The following is a 16,268-nucleotide window of genomic DNA, read 5'->3' as shown; positions in this document are numbered from 1 at the left end:
GGTCAGCGCGGCGAGCCGAGCAGCCTCGTCGTCGACATGAGCTTGCGGCCCCTGCGCGCCGCCGTCACCCCGTGCCGCCGCAGGTACATCCGGGCCACCAGCGCCCGCCCCCGCCGGCGCTGCGCCGGGGTGAGCGGGACCTCGCCGAGCGCGCGCAGCAGCTCCCTGCACTGGAACAGGGTGGCGAACCTGGCCTGCCACGCGGGCACGCCGAGCTTGCGGGCGATGTCCCCCTGCGGCTGCGCCTCCCACTCCCGCCCGGCCAGGATCTCGGGCACGTGTCCCCAGGGCCCGGCGAGCGCCATGCGGGCGGCGTAGATCTCGTCCTCGCGCAGCATGACCCGGCCGCGCTCGACCCGCATGACCCGCTCGCGGCGCATGAGGGAGTAGAGCGGGTCCATGGCGAGCGGGTTCTCGTTGAGCATGCGCAGGCTCTCGGCGAAGCGGTCCACCGGGTCGCCGGAGAGGTAGCCGGTGCCGGTGTAGGCGGCGGTCCTGGTCGAGCCGTCGGGGCAGGCGTAGGCCTGCTGGGTGGTGACCAGCAGCAGCCGCTCGTCGGCGGCGAGCACCTCCAGGCAGCGGGAGACGTACGTGGGGGCGAGCCAGTTGTCGTCGCCCGCCCACCGGTAGAACTCGCCGCGCGCCCGCCGGATGGCGTCGGTGAAGTTGGGGATCTGCCCGATGTTCTCCGGCTGCCGGTGGTAGACCACCCGGGGGTCGGTCGCGGCCCAGTCGCGGCAGATCTCCTCGGTGCCGTCGGTCGAGGCGTTGTCGCAGATCACCAGCTCCAGGTTGGCGTGGTCCTGGGCGAGGACCGACGTGATCGTCCCCTCGATGCGGCCGGCCCCGTTGTAGACGGGCACCCCCACGGAGACCAGCGACTCGGATGCGGCCATCAAGCGCTCCTTGTGACGAGTTTCTTCAGCGCGGCGCCCGGCACCACGATCAGGACGAAGACCAGCAGCCCGGCTCCACCGGCGACGACGAGCTGCACCAGGGCGGGCCCGGTCCTGGTGGCCCCCTCCAGCAGGGCCATCACGAGCCCGGCCGCGACCGCGCCGGCGGCCGGGCGCACCAGGCCGGGCAGCACGGGCGCGAGCCGCACCCCCACCCGGTGCAGGATGACCAGCGCCATGGGCACCGCGACCAGCACGGCGACCAGGGCGTGGGCGACGGCCGCGCCTCTGATGCCGCCGAGGTGCGCCCCGGCCAGCAGGGCGGGCAGCAGGACGACGGCCCAGCCGAGGTTGAGCCAGACGGTGGTCCTGGTGGCGCCGAGGCCGGTCAGGACGTCCACCGCCAGGAAGGAGATGAGCATCCGCACCACCATGAGCACCGCCAGCCAGCGCAGCACGCCGGCCGAGAAGTCCCACCGGTCCCCGTACAGGAACGCGATGAGCGGGTGCGCGAGCAGGCCCATGACCAGCGCGGGCGGCAGCACGAAGGCCACCATCACCGGCACGGCCCGCCGTACCCCCTCCGACAGCGCCACCGGGTCCTCCGACAGGCGGGAGAAGCTGGGCAGCGACACGTAGCGGAGCGCGGTGCCGATGATGCCCGGCACCCAGCTCGACACGTTGAAGGCCAGCAGGTAGTAGCCGAGCTGCCCGGCCCCGAGCACGTTGCCGACGATGACGTAGTCGGCGTTCATGAGCAGGGCCTCCAGCCCGAACCCGACGGCCGACGGGATGCCGACGCGCAGCAGCTTGCCGGCCGTCTCGCGGTCCCAGCCGACCCGGATCGGCAGCCGGCCCCAGAAGAAGATCAGCACGCCGGTGACCACCGAGGCCGTGACCTGCCCCCACGCGAAGGCGTAGGCCCCTGCCCCGGCGAAGGCCAGCGTGACGGCCACCGCCGCGTTCGCCACGAAGCCGATCATGATGGCCAGCGTGAGCCGGTCCTGCTGGAAGCGGACCAGCAGGGACGCGCTGCGCACGGCGGTGAACGCCTCGACCAGCACGACCGCGGTGAGCAGCCGCACCACGCCGGTGGCCGCCTCGTTGCCGGCCATCCGCGCGAAGACCGGGGCGAACAGCCAGAACCCGCCGTACGCGGCCGTGGTGACCGCGAAGTTCAGCACGCTGGCGGTGGGCGCGATGTCCTCGATCCGGCCGCGCCACTGGATGATCGCCGCCTGGATGCCGATGTCCTTGACGTGCATGACGAGCTGCGTCGCGGCGAGCGCCACCGCGTACGTGCCGAAGTCGTCGGCGGCCAGCAGCCGGGCCAGCACCAGCCCCATCGCGAAGGAGCCGGCCCGGGTGACCAGGCTGCCGAGGACGGTCCAGCGCAGCCCGCGGCCCGCCCGGGCCCCCACCTCGTCGACGCGCTGTGTCTCTTCTTCCATGGAGTCCTTTCAGACGCGTTCCAGCCAGATCTCCCGCCAGAAGGGCACGAACTCCCGGGGGCAGTTGAGGCTGTGCAGGCCCTGGCACACCACGCCCTCCAGCGTCACGCAGGGCGTCTTCATGGTGAGCAGCTCGCCGGTCCGCTCGTCGATGCAGCGCTCCACGCGGGTCTGGACGCGGGCGACGTGGCCGCACCAGCGCGACATCTCCTCCTCGAAGCCCATGCCGCGGTTGAGCATCTGCTGGTTGAGCGTGGCCAGGATCTCCTCCTTCGAGCGGACCCTGACCAGCTCGCCGGGCCGCAGGCCGAGCGAGGCCGCCGGGGTCCTGCCGTGCAGCGCCGGCTTGAGGAACCCCCAGCGGCGGCCCTCCCTGAACCACATCCACCGGGGCAGCACCCGCTTGCTGACGTCCTGGAGCCGGTCGAAGACGCCGATCAGCAGGGCCTGGAGGGTGCGGAGCAGGCCGGCGTTGCCGGTGCGCACGTCGGTGACGTACTGGCCCATGCTGCGCACCGGCAGGCAGACGGGGGCGGCCCGCAGCAGCTCCGTGGCCTGGCAGGCGTAGCGGTCGGGGTCGTCCGGCTTGCGGGTGCCGATCTGGAGGAGCGGCAGCAGCCGCGAGTCGGGCTCGGCCGCCGAGGGCGTGTCGTCGGCGCGCTTGATCCAGGCCTCCTTCCAGTACATCGAGCAGGCCGTCTGGCAGCCGCCGTGCGCGGAGCCGTCGCAGCGCGCCCCGGCGAGGTGCACGGCCCGCTCCATCCTGCGGAGCCCGGTCCTGGTCTGGGTGTCGCAGAGCTTGTGCGCGACCTTGTGGACGGTGAGGCGCTTGCCGCAGTAGGCGGCCATCTCCGGCATGAAAGGCAGGCCGTCGAGCTCGCCGCGCTCGTCCAGGGTGGCGCGGATCTCGGCCTCGCCCCGCACCTCGACCACGTCCCCGACCTTGAGGTCCATCACGCCTTCTCCTTCAGCAACCCGGCTTCCAGCAACGACTCGGCCGCTTCCTTCACGGCGGCGAACGGCAGTCCGGATCGGTCGGCGATGTCGAGCAGGCCGTGCTCCCCGTCCGACAGGTTCAACACCCATAACATCGCCATCTGGGCCTGTTTCGTGTCACTCCGGCCGCCCAGTGATCCGTAGAGCCCGCGGCGGCCGAGCTGCGGCTCGCCGTACGGGCTGAGGTTCACGTACGTGCGCTCGTGCTCCAGCACCTCGACGACGCGCGTGAGGGCGTCGAGGGTGTCCTCCATGGCCTCGGGGGTGACGAACTCCGGGTTGTCCCCCGAGGTGTGATATTCCGGGTATCCGGCGTACGGGGTCCTGGTCAGGCCGCCGAACGGCAGGTTGAAGCCCGGCGAGCAGAACTGGCGCTCGTCGTACCCGTACGGCGAGAAGTCCAGCACCTCGTGCGGCCGCCCGCGCAGCACGTGCGTGACCGCCCGGTCGATCAGCGCGTCGCCGCGCCGGCTCCGCTTGTACGTCAGCGCCCCCGGGTCCCCCGCGCAGGCCAGCGTCAGCCCGCCCGCGATCAGGTGCAGCCGCTCCCGGTTGAGCGCCAGCCAGGTGATGGCCCCGATCGTGCCCGGCGCGAACAGGAACCGGTAGGTGTAGCGGGGCGCGCGCAGCCGCGACGCCAGCGCGACCGCCACCGCGATCCCCGCCAGGTTGTCGTTGGCGAGGGACGGGTGGCACACGTGGCAGGAGATCATCACCTCCTCCGGCGACCGGCCGGGGACCACGTATTCGCCGTAGGTCAGCGAGCCGTCGGCGAGGGTGGACTCGACGCGCACCTCGTACGGGCCGTCCTCCTCGCGCAGCCGCTCCAGCGCGTCCTGGCTGAGGCAGAAGCCCCACGTCTCGGCGTAGTAGCTGGTCCGGTAGGGGATCAGCGCGGGCCGGTCGGGCAGCGTGTGCAGGCGGGGCCGCAGCTCCTCCAGCGTGTACGTCCCCGACACCGGCACGCTGTAGCCCACCAGGTGCAGGTTCGACTCCCGGAAGTCGATCACCCGCCGCCCCGAGGCGTCCTTGACGTAGGCGTCGCGGACGTTCCACTCCTTCGGCACCGTCCAGTCCAGCACCTCGGTCCCGGTCGGCACCTCGCGCACGGCCAGCGGCAGCCGCTCGCCGACGATCTCCAGCGTGCGCCGCACGCCGTCGCCGGTGATGCTGCGGCACAGCGGGTAGAGCCGGCGGACGAGGTCGTGCATCTCCTCGCCGGTCACGGCCGGAGCCCGGCGTCGATCGTGCCCGCCGCCCGCCGGTCGGCCAGGCGGGCCAGCCGGGTGTAGCGCCGCTCGAAGTCGGGCGCGGTCAGGCCATGGGCCCGGTACGCCCGCACCAGCTCGTCGGCGCCCGCCTTGACCGTCCAGCCGGCGTCGTAGCCGGGCAGCGCGCGCCGGATGCGGGAGAAGTCCACCCGGTAGGAGCGCGGGTCGCTGCCGGTCTCGCCGGTGATCGTCAGTTTGGCGCCGGGCACGGCCGCCGCGACCTCCTCGGCGATCTCCCTGACCGTCACGTTGTTGGCCTCGGTGCCGACGTTGAACGCCTGGGCGTGCACGGCCGCGCGCGGCGCCTCGACCGCCCGCAGGAACGCCTCGGCGATGTCGCGCGCGTGCACCAGGGGCCGCCACGGCGTGCCGTCGGACAGCACCCGCACCTCGCCGGTCAGCACGGCGTGCCCGGCCAGGTTGTTCAGCACGATGTCGGCCCGCAGCCGGGGCGAGAACCCGAACGCCGTCGCGTTGCGCATGAACACCGGCGAGAAGTCGTCGTCGGCCAGCCCGGCGAGGTCGTCCTCCACCCGCACCTTCGACTCGGCGTACGGCGTCACCGGCCGGAGCGGCGCGTCCTCGTCCACCAGCGCGTCCCCGCCGGAGGCCCCGTAGACCGAGCAGGTGGAGGCGTAGACGAACCGGCGCACCCCGGCGTCCCTGGCCAGCCGCGCCAGCCGGACGGAGGCGCGGTGGTTGATGTCGTAGGTCAGCTCGGGCGCGAGCGAGCCGAGCGGGTCGTTCGACAGCGCCGCCAGGTGCGCGACCGCGTCGATGCCGGCCAGCGCCTCCGCCGGGACGTCCCGCAGGTCCACGGCGTGCCCCGGCGGGTCGTCGGGGGCCGGCCCGAGCACGCAGTCGGCGAACAGGCCGGAGTCGAGGCCGACCACCTCGTGCCCGGCCGCCGCCAGCACCGGGGCCATCACGGTGCCCAGGTACCCCTGATGCCCGGTCAACAGAATCCGCACGTCAGCCTCCGGAGGCCAGATCGATGATGAGCTTGCTCGTGTGGAACGCCTCGGCGTACGCCGCGCCGCACTCGATGCCGCGGATGCGGGCCAGGCCGAGGAACGCCTCCCGGTCGTACCAGGGGCGGTGCCGCTGTGAGGGGTAGTGCTCCTGCAGCAGCCGCACCTTCGTCTCGGCGACGCCGGGGGCGAGCGGCTGGTAGACGGAGGGGCGGCCGAGGTCGCCGTCCCATTTGACGATCTCGTAGCCGAGCGCCGGGCAGCCCCGCCACACGGTCGGGACCAGCGTGGCCAGGCCGCGGTGGTCCTGGTGGGCGTCGCCCGGCCAGGGGGCGAGGATCAGGTCCGGCGCGGTGCGGGCGCGCAGGTCCTCCAGGGCGTCCTTGGCCTCGTCCCAGTGGACGGGCAGCCGGCCGTCGGGCAGCTTGAGCACGGTGACGGCGAGGTCCGCGCCCGGGCAGAACGCGGCCAGCGCCGCCCGCTCCTCGTCCTCCCGCTCGGTGCCGCCACCGGACAGCACCAGCGCGTCCACCCGCAGCCCCGGCCGGCCGGCGCAGAGCGTGAGCAGCGTGCCGCCCGCGCCGATCGCGAGGTCGTCGCAGTGCGCGCCGAGCGCCACCACCGCCTCCAGACGGGCCGGGCGGAGGCCGGTCAGCTCTCCCACAGCGCCCACGGGCGCTCTCCTCTCGCCCAGGCTTGGTCCAGCTCCAGGCGCTGGTTGACGGTGTCGCTCGGCCGCCAGTAGCCCCGGTGCGGGTAGGCCATCAGCCGCCCCCGCTTGGCCAGCTCGGCGCAGCCGTCCGCGACCAGGTCGCCGTTCTCCGGGATGTGCTCGAAGACCTCCTGGCGCAGCACGAAGAAGCCGCCGTTGACCCAGAGCGGCAGCTCGGCGACCGGCGTGATGGCGCCGACCAGGCCGCTCTCGCCGACGTCCACGACGTGGAAGGTGTTGGTGGGCGGCACGACCATCATCGACGCGCCGGCCCCCGAGGCGGTGAAGCGGGCGATGATGTCGGGCAGCGGGGCGTCGGTGAGCACGTCGGCGTAGTTGGCGAGGAACACCTCGTCCTCCCCCAGGTACGGCCGCACCCGGCGCAGCCGCTCGCCGATGGAGGAGTCGAGCCCGGTGTCGATGAGCGACACCCGCCAGTCGGAGATGTCGGTCGACAGCAGCTCGACGTTCCCGTCCCGGAGCACGAAGTCGTTCGACACCGTTTCCTGATATGTCAGGAAGAAGTCCTTGATGTGCTGTGCCCCGTAGCCGAGGCACAGGATGAACTCCGTGTGGCCGAAGTGCGCGTAGTACCGCATGACGTGCCAGACCAGCGGGCGCGGGCCGACGAGCTGCATCGGCTTGGGCAGCTCGCCGCCCGGCAGGTCGCTGCGCATGCGGGTGCCGCGCCCGCCGCAGAACAGCACGACCTTCATTCCACGACCTCCAGACTCGGGATGGGGAAGACCAGCCGCCCGCCCCACTCGCGGACGTAGGAGAGCTGCTCGACCAGCTCGTCACGCAGGTTCCAGGGCAGCACCAGCACGTAGTCGGGCCGGTCGGCGGCGATGCGCTCGGGCGGGTGGATCGGGATGCGCGAGCCCGGCGTGTAGCGGCCGTGCTTGTACGGGTTCCGGTCCACCGTGTACGCCAGCAGGTCCGGCCGCACCCCGCAGTGGTTCAGCAGCGTATTGCCCTTGCCCGGGGCGCCGTAGCCGACCACGGTCCGGCCCGCGTCGGCGGCGTCGATGAGGAAGCGCAGCAGGTCGCGGCGCACCTTGGCGACGCGGGCGGCGAAGTCGGCGTACCCGGACGGCTCGTGCAGCCCGGCCGCCTTCTCCAGCGCCAGCACGTCCACCACCCGCTGCGACACGGGCGCCTCCCGCGGCTGCGCCCACAGCCGGATCGAGCCGCCGTGGGTGGGCAGCAGCTCCACGTCCACCAGGTGCAGCCCGCCGCTCGCCAGCGCGCGCTGCGCGGAGGCCACCGTGTAGTACTGGAAGTGCTCGTGGTAGATCGTGTCGAACTGGTTGAGCTCCACCAGCGTCAGCAGGTGCTGCACCTCGATCGACACCCGGCCGTCGTCGGCCACCAGCGCCCGCAGGCCCTCGGTGAAGCCCACCACGTCGGGGATGTGGGCGTAGACGTTGTTGGCCACCACCAGGTCGGCGGGGCCGTGCTCGGCCCGCACCCGGCGGCCGGTCTCCGGGGTGAGGAAGCCGGTGAGCGTCGGCACGCCCTTCTCGGCGGCGGCCCGGCCGACGTTGGCCGACGGCTCGATGCCGAGGCAGCGCACGCCCCGCTCGACCACGTGCCGCAGCAGGTAGCCGTCGTTGCTGGCCACCTCGACCACGAACGCGTCCTGGCGCAGCCCCGCGCCCTCGACGAAGCGGCGCGCGTGCTCCACCCAGGAGGTCGAGTAGGAGGAGAAGTAGGCGTACTCGGTGAACGTCTCCTCCGGCGTGATCAGCGGCGGGAGCTGCGCCAGCCAGCAGCGCGTGCAGACCCGCAGGTGCAGCGGGTAGGTCGGCTCCGGCGCGTCGAGCCGGTCGGCGGTCAGGAACAGCTCGCACGGCGGGGTGGCGCCGAGGTCCACGACGCCGATGAGCTCGTCCGAGCCGCACAGGCGGCAGGTCGTCACGTCAGCTCACTCCCGCCAGGGCCGCGGCCTCGTAGTCCAGGGCGAGGTCCTCGGGCATCGGCGCGAGGTCGGCGCAGCGCACGAAGTCGCGCAGGGTGGTGCCGGTGCAGCGGGCGTCCACGTTCGGCGCGCCCCGGCGGGCGCGCACGTCGCCGAGGTGCACCGTGCGGAAGTCGATGCTGAACCTGGTGCGGCCCGAGGTGTTGGGCACGGTCGAGTGGAGCTGCGCGCCGGAGAACATCAGCAGCCCGCCGGCCTCGGGCACCACCCGCACCTGCGGCTCCAGCTCGATGGGCTCCTCCGGCCGCGGCTGCACCCGCGTGTCGCTGCGGACGTGCGCGGCCGCGCTCAGGCGGCTGGTGCGGTTCCACTCGGCGTAGTCGTAGCCCGCGCTGCCGTTGCGCACCGGCCGGTCGAAGTACTTCGGGTGGAAGGCCATGACGTTCTCGGGCACCACCGGGTAGATCGGCAGCCACCAGTTGACCTGGCTGAACGGCGCGGAGTACCAGCAGTCGCGGTGCGGGTGGAAGGCGTAGGAGATGCCGGAGACGAGGTAGTCGTCGGAGGTCGAGGTGCGTAACCGGGGCACGTCGAAGTAGGTCTGGCCGAGGTCGCAGCCGCGCTCGGCGACGACCATGGGCAGCAGGCGCTTGCACTCCGGGTGGTGGATGAAGCGGGGCTTCAGGTCGGCGAGCAGCTTGGCGAACTCCTCGACGTCCATGTCGTGCTGGGCGGTCTCCGGGTCGCGGCCCCCGAAGGCGTCCTCGATCAGCTCCCTCGCGAAGCCGACCAGCTCCGTGGTGGCGGGCGAGGCCGAGTAGACGAACACCTCGCCCTGGTAGAGCAGCTCGCGGCGGCGGTCGTCGGGCACCGCGCTGTTGGAGAAGACTGCGGTCATCATCAGAGATCCCTCCCGGGACGGCTTGCATCCGAGCGGCGGTCTGGCATGCTGCGTTCGTGGATCGCCTTTCGATCGAAGGCTCGTGGCTCTTCACCCCCCGCGTTCACACCGACCCCCGCGGCGCCTTTCTGGAGGCGTTCCGGGCCGCGGGGCTGCCGCACCGGCTCGACGTGGCGCAGGTCAACTGCTCCGTGTCGCGCGCCGGGGTGCTGCGCGGGGTGCACTTCGCGGACGTGCCGCCGGGCCAGGCCAAGTACGTGACGTGCGCGTCCGGGGCGGTCCTCGACGTGGTCGTGGACCTCCGCGCGGGCTCTCCCGGCTTCGGCCGCTGGGAGTCGGCGGTGCTCGACGACCGGACGCGCCGGGCGGTGCTCATCGCCGAGGGGCTGGGGCACGCGTTCATGGCGCTCAGCGAGCAGGCGACGGTCGTCTACCTGTGCTCGCAGCCGTACAACCCGGGCGGCGAGCACGGCGTGCACCCGCTCGACCCGGCGCTCGGCATCGCCTGGCCGGCCGGGCTGGAGCCGGTGCTGTCGGACAAGGACGCGGCGGCGCCGTCGCTCGCCGAGGCGCTCGCGGCCGGGCTGCTGCCCGACTACGACAAGTGCCGGGAGTTCTACGCCACGCTGCACTGACGGCTCCCCATCAGGGCCGGCCAGGCCGCGTGCAGCGCCTCGCGCCAGTGCCGGATCGGCTCGCCCCTGCCGCAGGCCAGCACGCTGTTGGCGGGGCGGCGGGCGGGCCGGGGGAAGGCGCTGGACGGCACCGGCCGCACCCGGGCGGGGTCCGCGCCCAGCAGCGCGAAGATCTCCTTGGCGAAGCCGCACCAGGTCGTCTCGCCCGCGCTGGTGCCGTGGTAGACGCCGGGCGGCAGGTCCGCGCCGGCCAGCCGGACCAGGCGGTCGGCCAGGTCGGCGGCCCACGTCGGCTGGCCGCGCTGGTCGTCCACGACGTCCAGGCAGGGCCGCTCCTCCGCCAGGCGGATCATCGTGCGGACGAAGTTGACGCCGTGCGCGCCGTAGAGCCAGGCGGTGCGCATCACGTACTGCCCGTGCTCCAGGGCGGCGCGCTCGCCGGCCAGCTTGGTGCGGCCGTAGGCGTTCAGCGGGCCGGTGGGGGCGTCCTCCGCGTACGGGCCGGCGGCCGTGCCGTCGAAGACGTAGTCGGTGGAGACCTGCACCAGCCGGGCGCCGGTGCGCTCGCACGCCTCGGCGAGCCAGCGCACCGCATCGCCGTTGACCGCCAGCGCCTCGGCCTCGTGGGTCTCGGCGTCGTCCACGGCGGTCCAGCCCGCGCAGTTGATCACGGCGCCGGGCCGGTAGGCGGCGAAGAAGTCGCGCACCGCCCGCCGGTCGCGCACGTCCAGCTCGGCGCGGCCGAGCGCGAGCACGGGCTCGCCGGTCCGCGTGATCCGGGCGAGGACGTCGGCGGCCAGCATGCCGCCCGCCCCCGTGACCAACCACCTCATCAGCCCTCCCCGCTCCACCAGTCGCGGTGCTCGGCGTACCAGCGGACGGTGTCCTTGAGCCCCTGCTCGAACGGGATCTCCGGGCGGTAGCCGAGCGCCCGGAGCTTGCGGTCGTCCAGCGAGTACCGGCGGTCGTGGCCCTTGCGGTCCTCGACCTGCCGGACCGCGTCCCAGTCGCGGCCGCACGCCTCCAGCAGGCGCTCGGTCAGCTCCCTGTTGGTCAGCTCGGCGGTGCCCGCGATGTGGTAGACCTCGCCGGGCGCGCCCTTCTCGGCGACCAGGCGGATGCCGGCGCAGTGGTCCTGGACGTGGATCCAGTCGCGGACGTTGCCGCCGTCGCCGTACAGCGGCACCTGCTCGCCGCGCAGCAGGCGGGTGACGAACAGCGGGATGATCTTCTCCGGGTACTGGCGGGGGCCGTAGTTGTTGCCGCACCGGGTGATGGAGACGTTCATCCCGTAGGTGATGGCGTACGCGCGGGCGATGAGGTCGCCGCCCGCCTTCGAGGCCGCGTACGGCGAGCGCGGCCGCAGCGGCGCGGCCTCGTCCCACGAGCCGATGTCGATGGAGCCGTAGACCTCGTCCGTGGACACCTGCACCACCTTCGGCACCCCGGCCTCCAGGCACGCCTGGAGCAGCGTCTGGGTGCCGAGCGCGTTGGTGCGCATGAACTCCGCCGCGCCCTCGATCGAGCGGTCGACGTGGGACTCGGCGGCGAAGTTCACCACCAGGTCATGGCCGGGCACGACCCGCGCGAGCAGGTCGGGGTCGCAGATGTCGCCGTGCACGAAGTCGTGGCGGACGCCGTCGAGGTTGGCGCGGTTGCCTGCGTAGGTGAGCTTGTCGAGTACGGTCACGTACACGTCGTGAAGGCTCCGGGCGAAATGCGAGCCGATGAATCCCGCACCGCCCGTCACCAGGACTCTTGTCATGAAGAAATCTGTACCTTGCTGTGATCGCCGAGCACCAGACGATGGGCCCGGGGAGTGTTGGGCGCGGGCGTGACCTCGACGTCGTGGCCGATGAGCGAGCACTCGACCCGGCCCACCCCGGCGATGGACGCCCTCGGCAGGACGATGGAGTACTCGATCTCGGCGTCCGCGAGCGAGCAGTCGGCGCCGAGCGAGGTGTAGGGGCCGACGTAGCTGTCGCGGACGCGGGCGCGCTCGCCGATGATGGCGGGGCCGACGATGCGGGAGCGCTCGACGCTCGCGCCCGGCTCGACGACGACCCGGCCGACCAGCTCGCTGCCGGCGTCCACGTGCCCCGCGACGCGCGGCTCGACCGACTCCAGGACGAGCCGGTTGACCTCCAGCATGTCGGTGACGTTGCCGGTGTCCTTCCAGTAGCCGGAGATCACCGAGGACTCCACCCGCAGCCCCGCCTCGATCAGCCACTGGATGGCGTCGGTGATCTCCAGCTCGCCCCGCCAGGACGGCTTCAGCTCGGCCACCGCCGCGTGCACCGCCGGGCTGAACAGGTAGACGCCGACCAGCGCCAGGTCGCTCTTGGGCCGCTCCGGTTTCTCCTCCAGGCCGACCACCCGGCCCGCGCCGTCCAGCTCGGCCACCCCGAACTGGCGCGGGTCGCCGACCTTGGTGAGCATGATCTGCGCGGCCGGCCGCTCGCGGGCGAACCGCTCCACCAGGCCGCTGATGCCGCCCACCACGAAGTTGTCGCCCAGGTACATGACGAAGTCGTCGTCGCCCAGGTAGTCGCGGGCGATGAGCACGCCGTGCGCCAGCCCGAGCGGCGCCTCCTGCCGCAGGTAGGTCACCTGCAGCCCGAACGCCGACCCGTCGCCCACCGCCGCCTCGATCTCGGCGTGGGTGTCGCCGACCACCAGGCCCAGCTCGGTGATCCCGCTGGCCGCGATGGCCTCCAGGCCGTAGAACAGCACCGGTTTGTTGGCGACCGGCACGAGTTGCTTGGCCGAGGTGTGCGTGATCGGCCGGAGCCGTGTGCCCGACCCCCCGGCGAGCACGATTGCTTTCACGGCTAGTACGCCCCTTCTCCACGGGTGACGACGGACCAGGTCTTCCAGAGGATCTGCAGGTCGAGGATGAGCGACCAGTTCTCGACGTAGCGCAGGTCGAGCCGGACCGACTCCTCCCACGTCAGGTCCGAGCGCCCGCTGACCTGCCAGAGGCCGGTCATGCCCGGCTTGACGACGAGGCGGCGGCGCACGTCGGCGCCGTACTCGGCGACCTCCTGCGGCAGCGGCGGACGCGGGCCGACGAGCGACATCTCGCCGCGCAGCACGTTGAGGAGCTGGGGCAGCTCGTCGAGCGAGTATTTGCGCAGGAAGGCGCCTACGCGGGTGATCCTTGGATCGTTCCTAATCTTGAAGAGCACTCCGTCGAACTCGTTGGATTCGAGGAGGGTGCCCTTGAGCCGCTCGGCATCGGCGACCATCGTACGAAATTTCACCAGACTGAACTCGGCCCCGCCCTTCCCCACCCGCGTCTGCCGGAAGAACGCCGGCCCGTCGCTGGTGAGGCGGATCAGCAGCGCGATGCCGAGCAGCGGCGGCGCCAGCAGCAGCAGCGCGAGCGCGGCCACCAGCCGGTCGAAGACGGCCTTGGCGAGCTGCTTGGTGCCGTCGAACTCGGGATGTTCCACGTGCAACAGCGGCATCCCGGCGACCGGCCTGATGCTGATGCGCGGCCCGGCCACGTCGAGCAGCGCCGGGGCGACGAACAGGTCGGTGCGGGCGGTCTCCAGGCTCCACGCCAGCCGGCGCAGCGCCGCGCCGTCCAGCTCCGGGCAGGCCAGCACGGCGACGGCGTCGGCCCGCTCCCGCTCGACCACCCGGGCCACGTCGCCGAACGAGCCGAGCACCGGCACGCCGTCGAGGTCCGCGTCCAGGTCGTGCTGCGGCGGCAGGCAGGCGCCCACGACCCGCATCCCGTGGTAGGGCTGCCGCCTGAACTGCACGACCAGGTCCAGGATCGACTCGCGGTGCCCGACCGCGATGACCTGGCGCATGTAGTCGCCGACCGCCCGCCTGCGGTGCAGCCGCTTGCGCATCCGGAAGCGGAACCCGAGCGTGGCGACCAGCGCCAGCGGCAGCATCGCCATGACGAAGCTGCGGGCGATCGCGGTCTGCGTGGCGTAGGCCAGGATGGCGACCGTCGCCATCAGCGCGACGCCGCTGTTGAAGACCGCCTTGAACTCCTCGGTGCCCTCCCCGTTGGCCCGCTGGCGGTACGCGCCGCCCATCGCGAGCGCGCCCGGCCAGCCGACGACCAGCGCGAACCCCAGCAGGTACTCCACCCACGGGACGAACGCGCCGCTCAGCAGCCGTGTCCCTACCACGCACACGCAGGCGGCCAGCGCGCACGTCGTGTCTCCGTACAGCAGAAGCCGTAGGTACGCCCGTGTCCAGATGCTGGACGCACGGCGTGGCACGGCCTTGAGGAGCACGACAGCGGACTCCCCGGTCCCCACCCTCATAGCACCACCCTGTGAACTCCGCGCTCCGCGACGTCTTGACGTCCCTTGCCTAAGGGCGGCGGCCCCCACTAAAGATTAAAGATCGATTCCGGCATGGGGAATAACAACAAACGTCCACAATCGGACGTTTGATGGGGACGCCGAGGGCTTGACGGAACGCTCCATTTGGTGCAGCGGTCCATAAGGGTGAATTAGGAGGTTTACGGCGATATTTCGGCTTATTGCCGGGGCCGTTGGCTGATCTAGTCGTATTCCAGATCCGGCAGCGCCGACGGCGGGTCCGGGCTGCGCCACACCACCACGACCCCGTCGTGCGCGGACTCGGCCGCGAGCGTCAGCCGGTCGAGGTCGAAGTCCGGCAGATAGCGCAGGCGCGCGAGGAACGTGGCGTCGGTCGCCGAGCGGGGCACGACGCAGCCCTCGCCGTCGCGGTCGAGCAGGATGAACAGCACATCCTCGCCGGACTCGGTGACGACACGGACCTCCACGACGTCCTCCCACGCGAGGGCCTCGACGCTACCGTCCGCGTAGTGACGGGTGACGCCTTCTTCCGTGACGTACACGTAGGAGTCCGGCACCGGATTGCCGTGCATGGCCGCGATTCTTGCGAGTTCGGTGGCAGTCCCGCAAGGGTTCGCGCTCAAAGGCGCATCGCCCGCTCAGTGCCGCCCGCCCCAGGAATGGCTGAGGTGCGCCGCGACCGCCGCCCGCGCGCTGTCCGCCGGGCCCTCCGCGATCGCGTCGAGCAGGTCGCGGTGCTCGGCGATCAGCACGTCGCGGTCGGTGTAGACCTCGCGCAGGCGTACCAGGCCGAGCCGGGTCTCGGCCGCGAGCACGCCGTAGAGCCGCTCCAGGCGCGGGCTGCCGACCGCCTCGATCAGCGCCTCGTGCAGCGCCATGTGCTCGGCCACGCTCTCCGACCACGGGGCCGAGGCGGGCAGCGCCGCCATGCGGTGCAGCGCGGCCTCCGCCCGGGGCACCCGCCGGCCGGCCACCGCCCCCGCCATCAGGTCCTCCAGGGGGCGACGCACGTACATGAGGTCGTCGAGGTCCGAGATCGTCACCTCGGGGACATACGCGCTGCGGTTGCGCTCCCGCCGCAGCAGCCCCTCGTGCACCAGCACCGCCAGCGCCTCGCGCACGGTGGGGCGGGCGACGCCGTACGACGCCGCGAGCTCCTGCTCCGGCAGCGGCGTGCCGGGCGGGATCTCGCCCGACAGCACCCTGCTGCGCAGGGCGTCGGCGAGCGCCCCGACGGTGGAGACGGGTCTGAGCGGCAACGTCACGCCTGCGACTCTAACGCCCTTCCGGTACGCCCGCCGCCGCCGGAACCCGGGCCTCGGCCGCCGCCTGCGCCCGCCGCTCCGGCACCGCCACCACGACCAGGCTGAGCGCGAGCAGCACGAGCCCGCCCACCGACACCGGGGCCAGCCGCTCGCCCAGCACCACCACCCCGAGCAACGCGGCCACGGCCGGCTCGGCCAGCGCCAGCGTCGCCGCCGTGGACACCGGCGTGGTGCGCAGGCCCCGCCCGTACAGGAAGTAGGACAACGCGGTCGAGCCGAGCCCCAGGTAGAGCACCGCCAGCAGCTCGCGCGGCTGCCAGCCGACGCCGCCGTTGACGACGAGCACCGGCAACATGATCACGGCCGCGCCGCCGAACATCGCGCCCATGACCGCGTTCGACTCGCCCCCTCGTCCGATCGCGCGCGCCGCCATGACCGCGTAGAAGGCGTACAGCAGGCCGCCGAGCAGCGCGAACAGCACCCCGGACACCACCTGCCCGCCCGCCTCGGCCCCGCCGCCGACGATCAGCGCCGCGCAGCCGCTGATCGCCGCCGCCGTGGCCGCCGTCCAGCGGCGGCTCGGCCGGCGCCGCTCCAGCAGCCAGGACAGCAGCCCGGTGAAGACCGGCCCGCTCCCGATCGCGACCACGGTCCCGATCGCCACGCCGGTGCGCGCCACGGCCGCGAAGAAGCACAGCTGGTACGCCGCCACCGCGACGGCCCCGAGCAGCAGCCCCGGGCCGGCCACCCGCCGGACCGCGACGCCGCCCAGCAGCGCCAGGGCCGCGCCGCCGATGACCAGGCGGGCGGCGGCGAGGGCGATGCTGTCGGCCGAGACGAGCAGCCCGGCGGTGCCGGCCGTCCCCCAGAGCACGGCTGCGGCGACGACGGCGAGTGGTCCGTTCCTCATGCGCACATTGTCTGACAACCAGACAGCGA

The 16,268-nt window shown here is 72.7% G+C and carries 17 protein-coding genes; 1 reads left to right on the top strand and 16 read right to left on the bottom strand.

The window, feature by feature from the left end; all coding sequences use genetic code 11:
• Positions 1-2 precede the first annotated feature (2 nt).
• The 9 genes from MF672_RS13055 to MF672_RS13015 are packed head-to-tail and all read right to left on the bottom strand — an operon-like array spanning position 3 to position 9,119.
• On the bottom strand, positions 3-896 hold the full coding sequence (locus MF672_RS13055; protein ID WP_242373933.1) for a glycosyltransferase family 2 protein: 894 nt from the start codon (positions 894-896) through the stop codon (positions 3-5).
• Positions 896-2,347: an oligosaccharide flippase family protein gene (locus MF672_RS13050; protein WP_242373934.1), complete on the bottom strand. Its 1,452-nt coding sequence runs from the start codon at positions 2,345-2,347 to the stop codon at positions 896-898. The genes MF672_RS13055 and MF672_RS13050 overlap by 1 nt, the downstream gene beginning before the upstream one ends.
• 9 nt (positions 2,348-2,356) lie before the next feature.
• Positions 2,357-3,301, bottom strand: coding sequence for a hypothetical protein (locus MF672_RS13045; RefSeq protein WP_242374031.1), 945 nt, complete (start codon positions 3,299-3,301; stop codon positions 2,357-2,359).
• Positions 3,301-4,569: a DUF4910 domain-containing protein gene (locus MF672_RS13040; RefSeq protein ID WP_242373935.1), complete on the bottom strand. Its 1,269-nt coding sequence runs from the start codon at positions 4,567-4,569 to the stop codon at positions 3,301-3,303. The genes MF672_RS13045 and MF672_RS13040 overlap by 1 nt, the downstream gene beginning before the upstream one ends.
• Complete coding sequence (locus MF672_RS13035; protein WP_242373936.1) at positions 4,566-5,585, bottom strand: NAD-dependent epimerase/dehydratase family protein; 1,020 nt, start codon at positions 5,583-5,585, stop codon at positions 4,566-4,568. The genes MF672_RS13040 and MF672_RS13035 overlap by 4 nt, the downstream gene beginning before the upstream one ends.
• A gap of 1 nt (position 5,586) precedes the next feature.
• Positions 5,587-6,258, bottom strand: a complete 672-nt coding sequence (locus tag MF672_RS13030; RefSeq protein WP_242373937.1) for a PIG-L deacetylase family protein — start codon at positions 6,256-6,258, stop codon at positions 5,587-5,589.
• A complete protein-coding gene (locus tag MF672_RS13025) occupies positions 6,237-7,013 on the bottom strand; it encodes a glycosyltransferase family protein (protein ID WP_242373938.1) in 777 nt (258 codons plus the stop codon). The genes MF672_RS13030 and MF672_RS13025 overlap by 22 nt, the downstream gene beginning before the upstream one ends.
• Complete coding sequence (locus MF672_RS13020; protein WP_242373939.1) at positions 7,010-8,218, bottom strand: class I SAM-dependent methyltransferase; 1,209 nt, start codon at positions 8,216-8,218, stop codon at positions 7,010-7,012. The genes MF672_RS13025 and MF672_RS13020 overlap by 4 nt, the downstream gene beginning before the upstream one ends.
• 1 nt (position 8,219) lies before the next feature.
• Complete coding sequence (locus MF672_RS13015; RefSeq protein WP_242373940.1) at positions 8,220-9,119, bottom strand: phytanoyl-CoA dioxygenase family protein; 900 nt, start codon at positions 9,117-9,119, stop codon at positions 8,220-8,222.
• Positions 9,120-9,175: 56 nt separating this feature from the next.
• Between MF672_RS13015 and MF672_RS13010 the strand changes: the two genes are divergently transcribed.
• Positions 9,176-9,754, top strand: coding sequence for a dTDP-4-dehydrorhamnose 3,5-epimerase family protein (locus MF672_RS13010; protein ID WP_242373941.1), 579 nt, complete (start codon positions 9,176-9,178; stop codon positions 9,752-9,754).
• Here the strand turns inward: MF672_RS13010 and rfbD are convergent.
• The 7 genes from rfbD to MF672_RS12975 form a co-directional block, all read right to left on the bottom strand.
• A complete protein-coding gene (gene rfbD, locus MF672_RS13005) occupies positions 9,736-10,587 on the bottom strand; it encodes a dTDP-4-dehydrorhamnose reductase (RefSeq protein WP_242373942.1) in 852 nt (283 codons plus the stop codon). The genes MF672_RS13010 and rfbD overlap by 19 nt on opposite strands.
• On the bottom strand, positions 10,587-11,519 hold the full coding sequence (gene rfbB, locus MF672_RS13000; protein ID WP_242373943.1) for a dTDP-glucose 4,6-dehydratase: 933 nt from the start codon (positions 11,517-11,519) through the stop codon (positions 10,587-10,589). Before rfbB ends, rfbD begins: the two co-directional genes overlap by 1 nt.
• Positions 11,516-12,583, bottom strand: a complete 1,068-nt coding sequence (locus MF672_RS12995) for a glucose-1-phosphate thymidylyltransferase (protein WP_242373944.1) — start codon at positions 12,581-12,583, stop codon at positions 11,516-11,518. The genes rfbB and MF672_RS12995 overlap by 4 nt, the downstream gene beginning before the upstream one ends.
• Before the next feature lie 2 nt (positions 12,584-12,585).
• On the bottom strand, positions 12,586-14,043 hold the full coding sequence (locus MF672_RS12990) for a sugar transferase (RefSeq protein ID WP_242373945.1): 1,458 nt from the start codon (positions 14,041-14,043) through the stop codon (positions 12,586-12,588).
• 242 nt (positions 14,044-14,285) lie between these two features.
• On the bottom strand, positions 14,286-14,636 hold the full coding sequence (locus MF672_RS12985; RefSeq protein WP_242373946.1) for a hypothetical protein: 351 nt from the start codon (positions 14,634-14,636) through the stop codon (positions 14,286-14,288).
• A gap of 66 nt (positions 14,637-14,702) precedes the next feature.
• The gene (locus MF672_RS12980) at positions 14,703-15,329 is read right to left on the bottom strand and encodes a GntR family transcriptional regulator (RefSeq protein WP_242373947.1); all 627 of its coding nucleotides are present in this window, start codon (positions 15,327-15,329) and stop codon (positions 14,703-14,705) included.
• 10 nt (positions 15,330-15,339) lie between these two features.
• Entirely contained in the window at positions 15,340-16,239 is a 900-nt protein-coding gene (locus MF672_RS12975; protein WP_242373948.1) for a DMT family transporter, read from the bottom strand.
• Between the last annotated feature and the right edge of the window lie 29 nt (positions 16,240-16,268).

This window comes from Actinomadura luzonensis (genome assembly GCF_022664455.2).
Lineage (GTDB): Bacteria > Actinomycetota > Actinomycetes > Streptosporangiales > Streptosporangiaceae > Nonomuraea > Nonomuraea luzonensis.
Note: the sequence above shows the minus strand (reverse complement) of the source record. Positions and strands in the feature narration are given on the sequence as shown.

What these genes read in the sequence shown, in the direction of transcription:
- MF672_RS13055 (WP_242373933.1), bottom strand. Translation starts at nt 896, where the DNA reads ATGGCCGCATCCGAGTCGCTGGTCTCCGTGGGGGTGCCCGTCTACAAC.
- MF672_RS13050 (WP_242373934.1), bottom strand. Translation starts at nt 2,347, where the DNA reads ATGGAAGAAGAGACACAGCGCGTCGACGAGGTGGGGGCCCGGGCGGGC.
- MF672_RS13045 (WP_242374031.1), bottom strand. Translation starts at nt 3,301, where the DNA reads ATGGACCTCAAGGTCGGGGACGTGGTCGAGGTGCGGGGCGAGGCCGAG.
- MF672_RS13025 (WP_242373938.1), bottom strand. Translation starts at nt 7,013, where the DNA reads ATGAAGGTCGTGCTGTTCTGCGGCGGGCGCGGCACCCGCATGCGCAGC.
- MF672_RS13015 (WP_242373940.1), bottom strand. Translation starts at nt 9,119, where the DNA reads ATGATGACCGCAGTCTTCTCCAACAGCGCGGTGCCCGACGACCGCCGC.
- rfbD (WP_242373942.1), bottom strand. Translation starts at nt 10,587, where the DNA reads ATGAGGTGGTTGGTCACGGGGGCGGGCGGCATGCTGGCCGCCGACGTC.
- rfbB (WP_242373943.1), bottom strand. Translation starts at nt 11,519, where the DNA reads ATGACAAGAGTCCTGGTGACGGGCGGTGCGGGATTCATCGGCTCGCAT.
- MF672_RS12990 (WP_242373945.1), bottom strand. Translation starts at nt 14,043, where the DNA reads ATGAGGGTGGGGACCGGGGAGTCCGCTGTCGTGCTCCTCAAGGCCGTG.
- MF672_RS12985 (WP_242373946.1), bottom strand. Translation starts at nt 14,636, where the DNA reads ATGCACGGCAATCCGGTGCCGGACTCCTACGTGTACGTCACGGAAGAA.
- MF672_RS12975 (WP_242373948.1), bottom strand. Translation starts at nt 16,239, where the DNA reads ATGAGGAACGGACCACTCGCCGTCGTCGCCGCAGCCGTGCTCTGGGGG.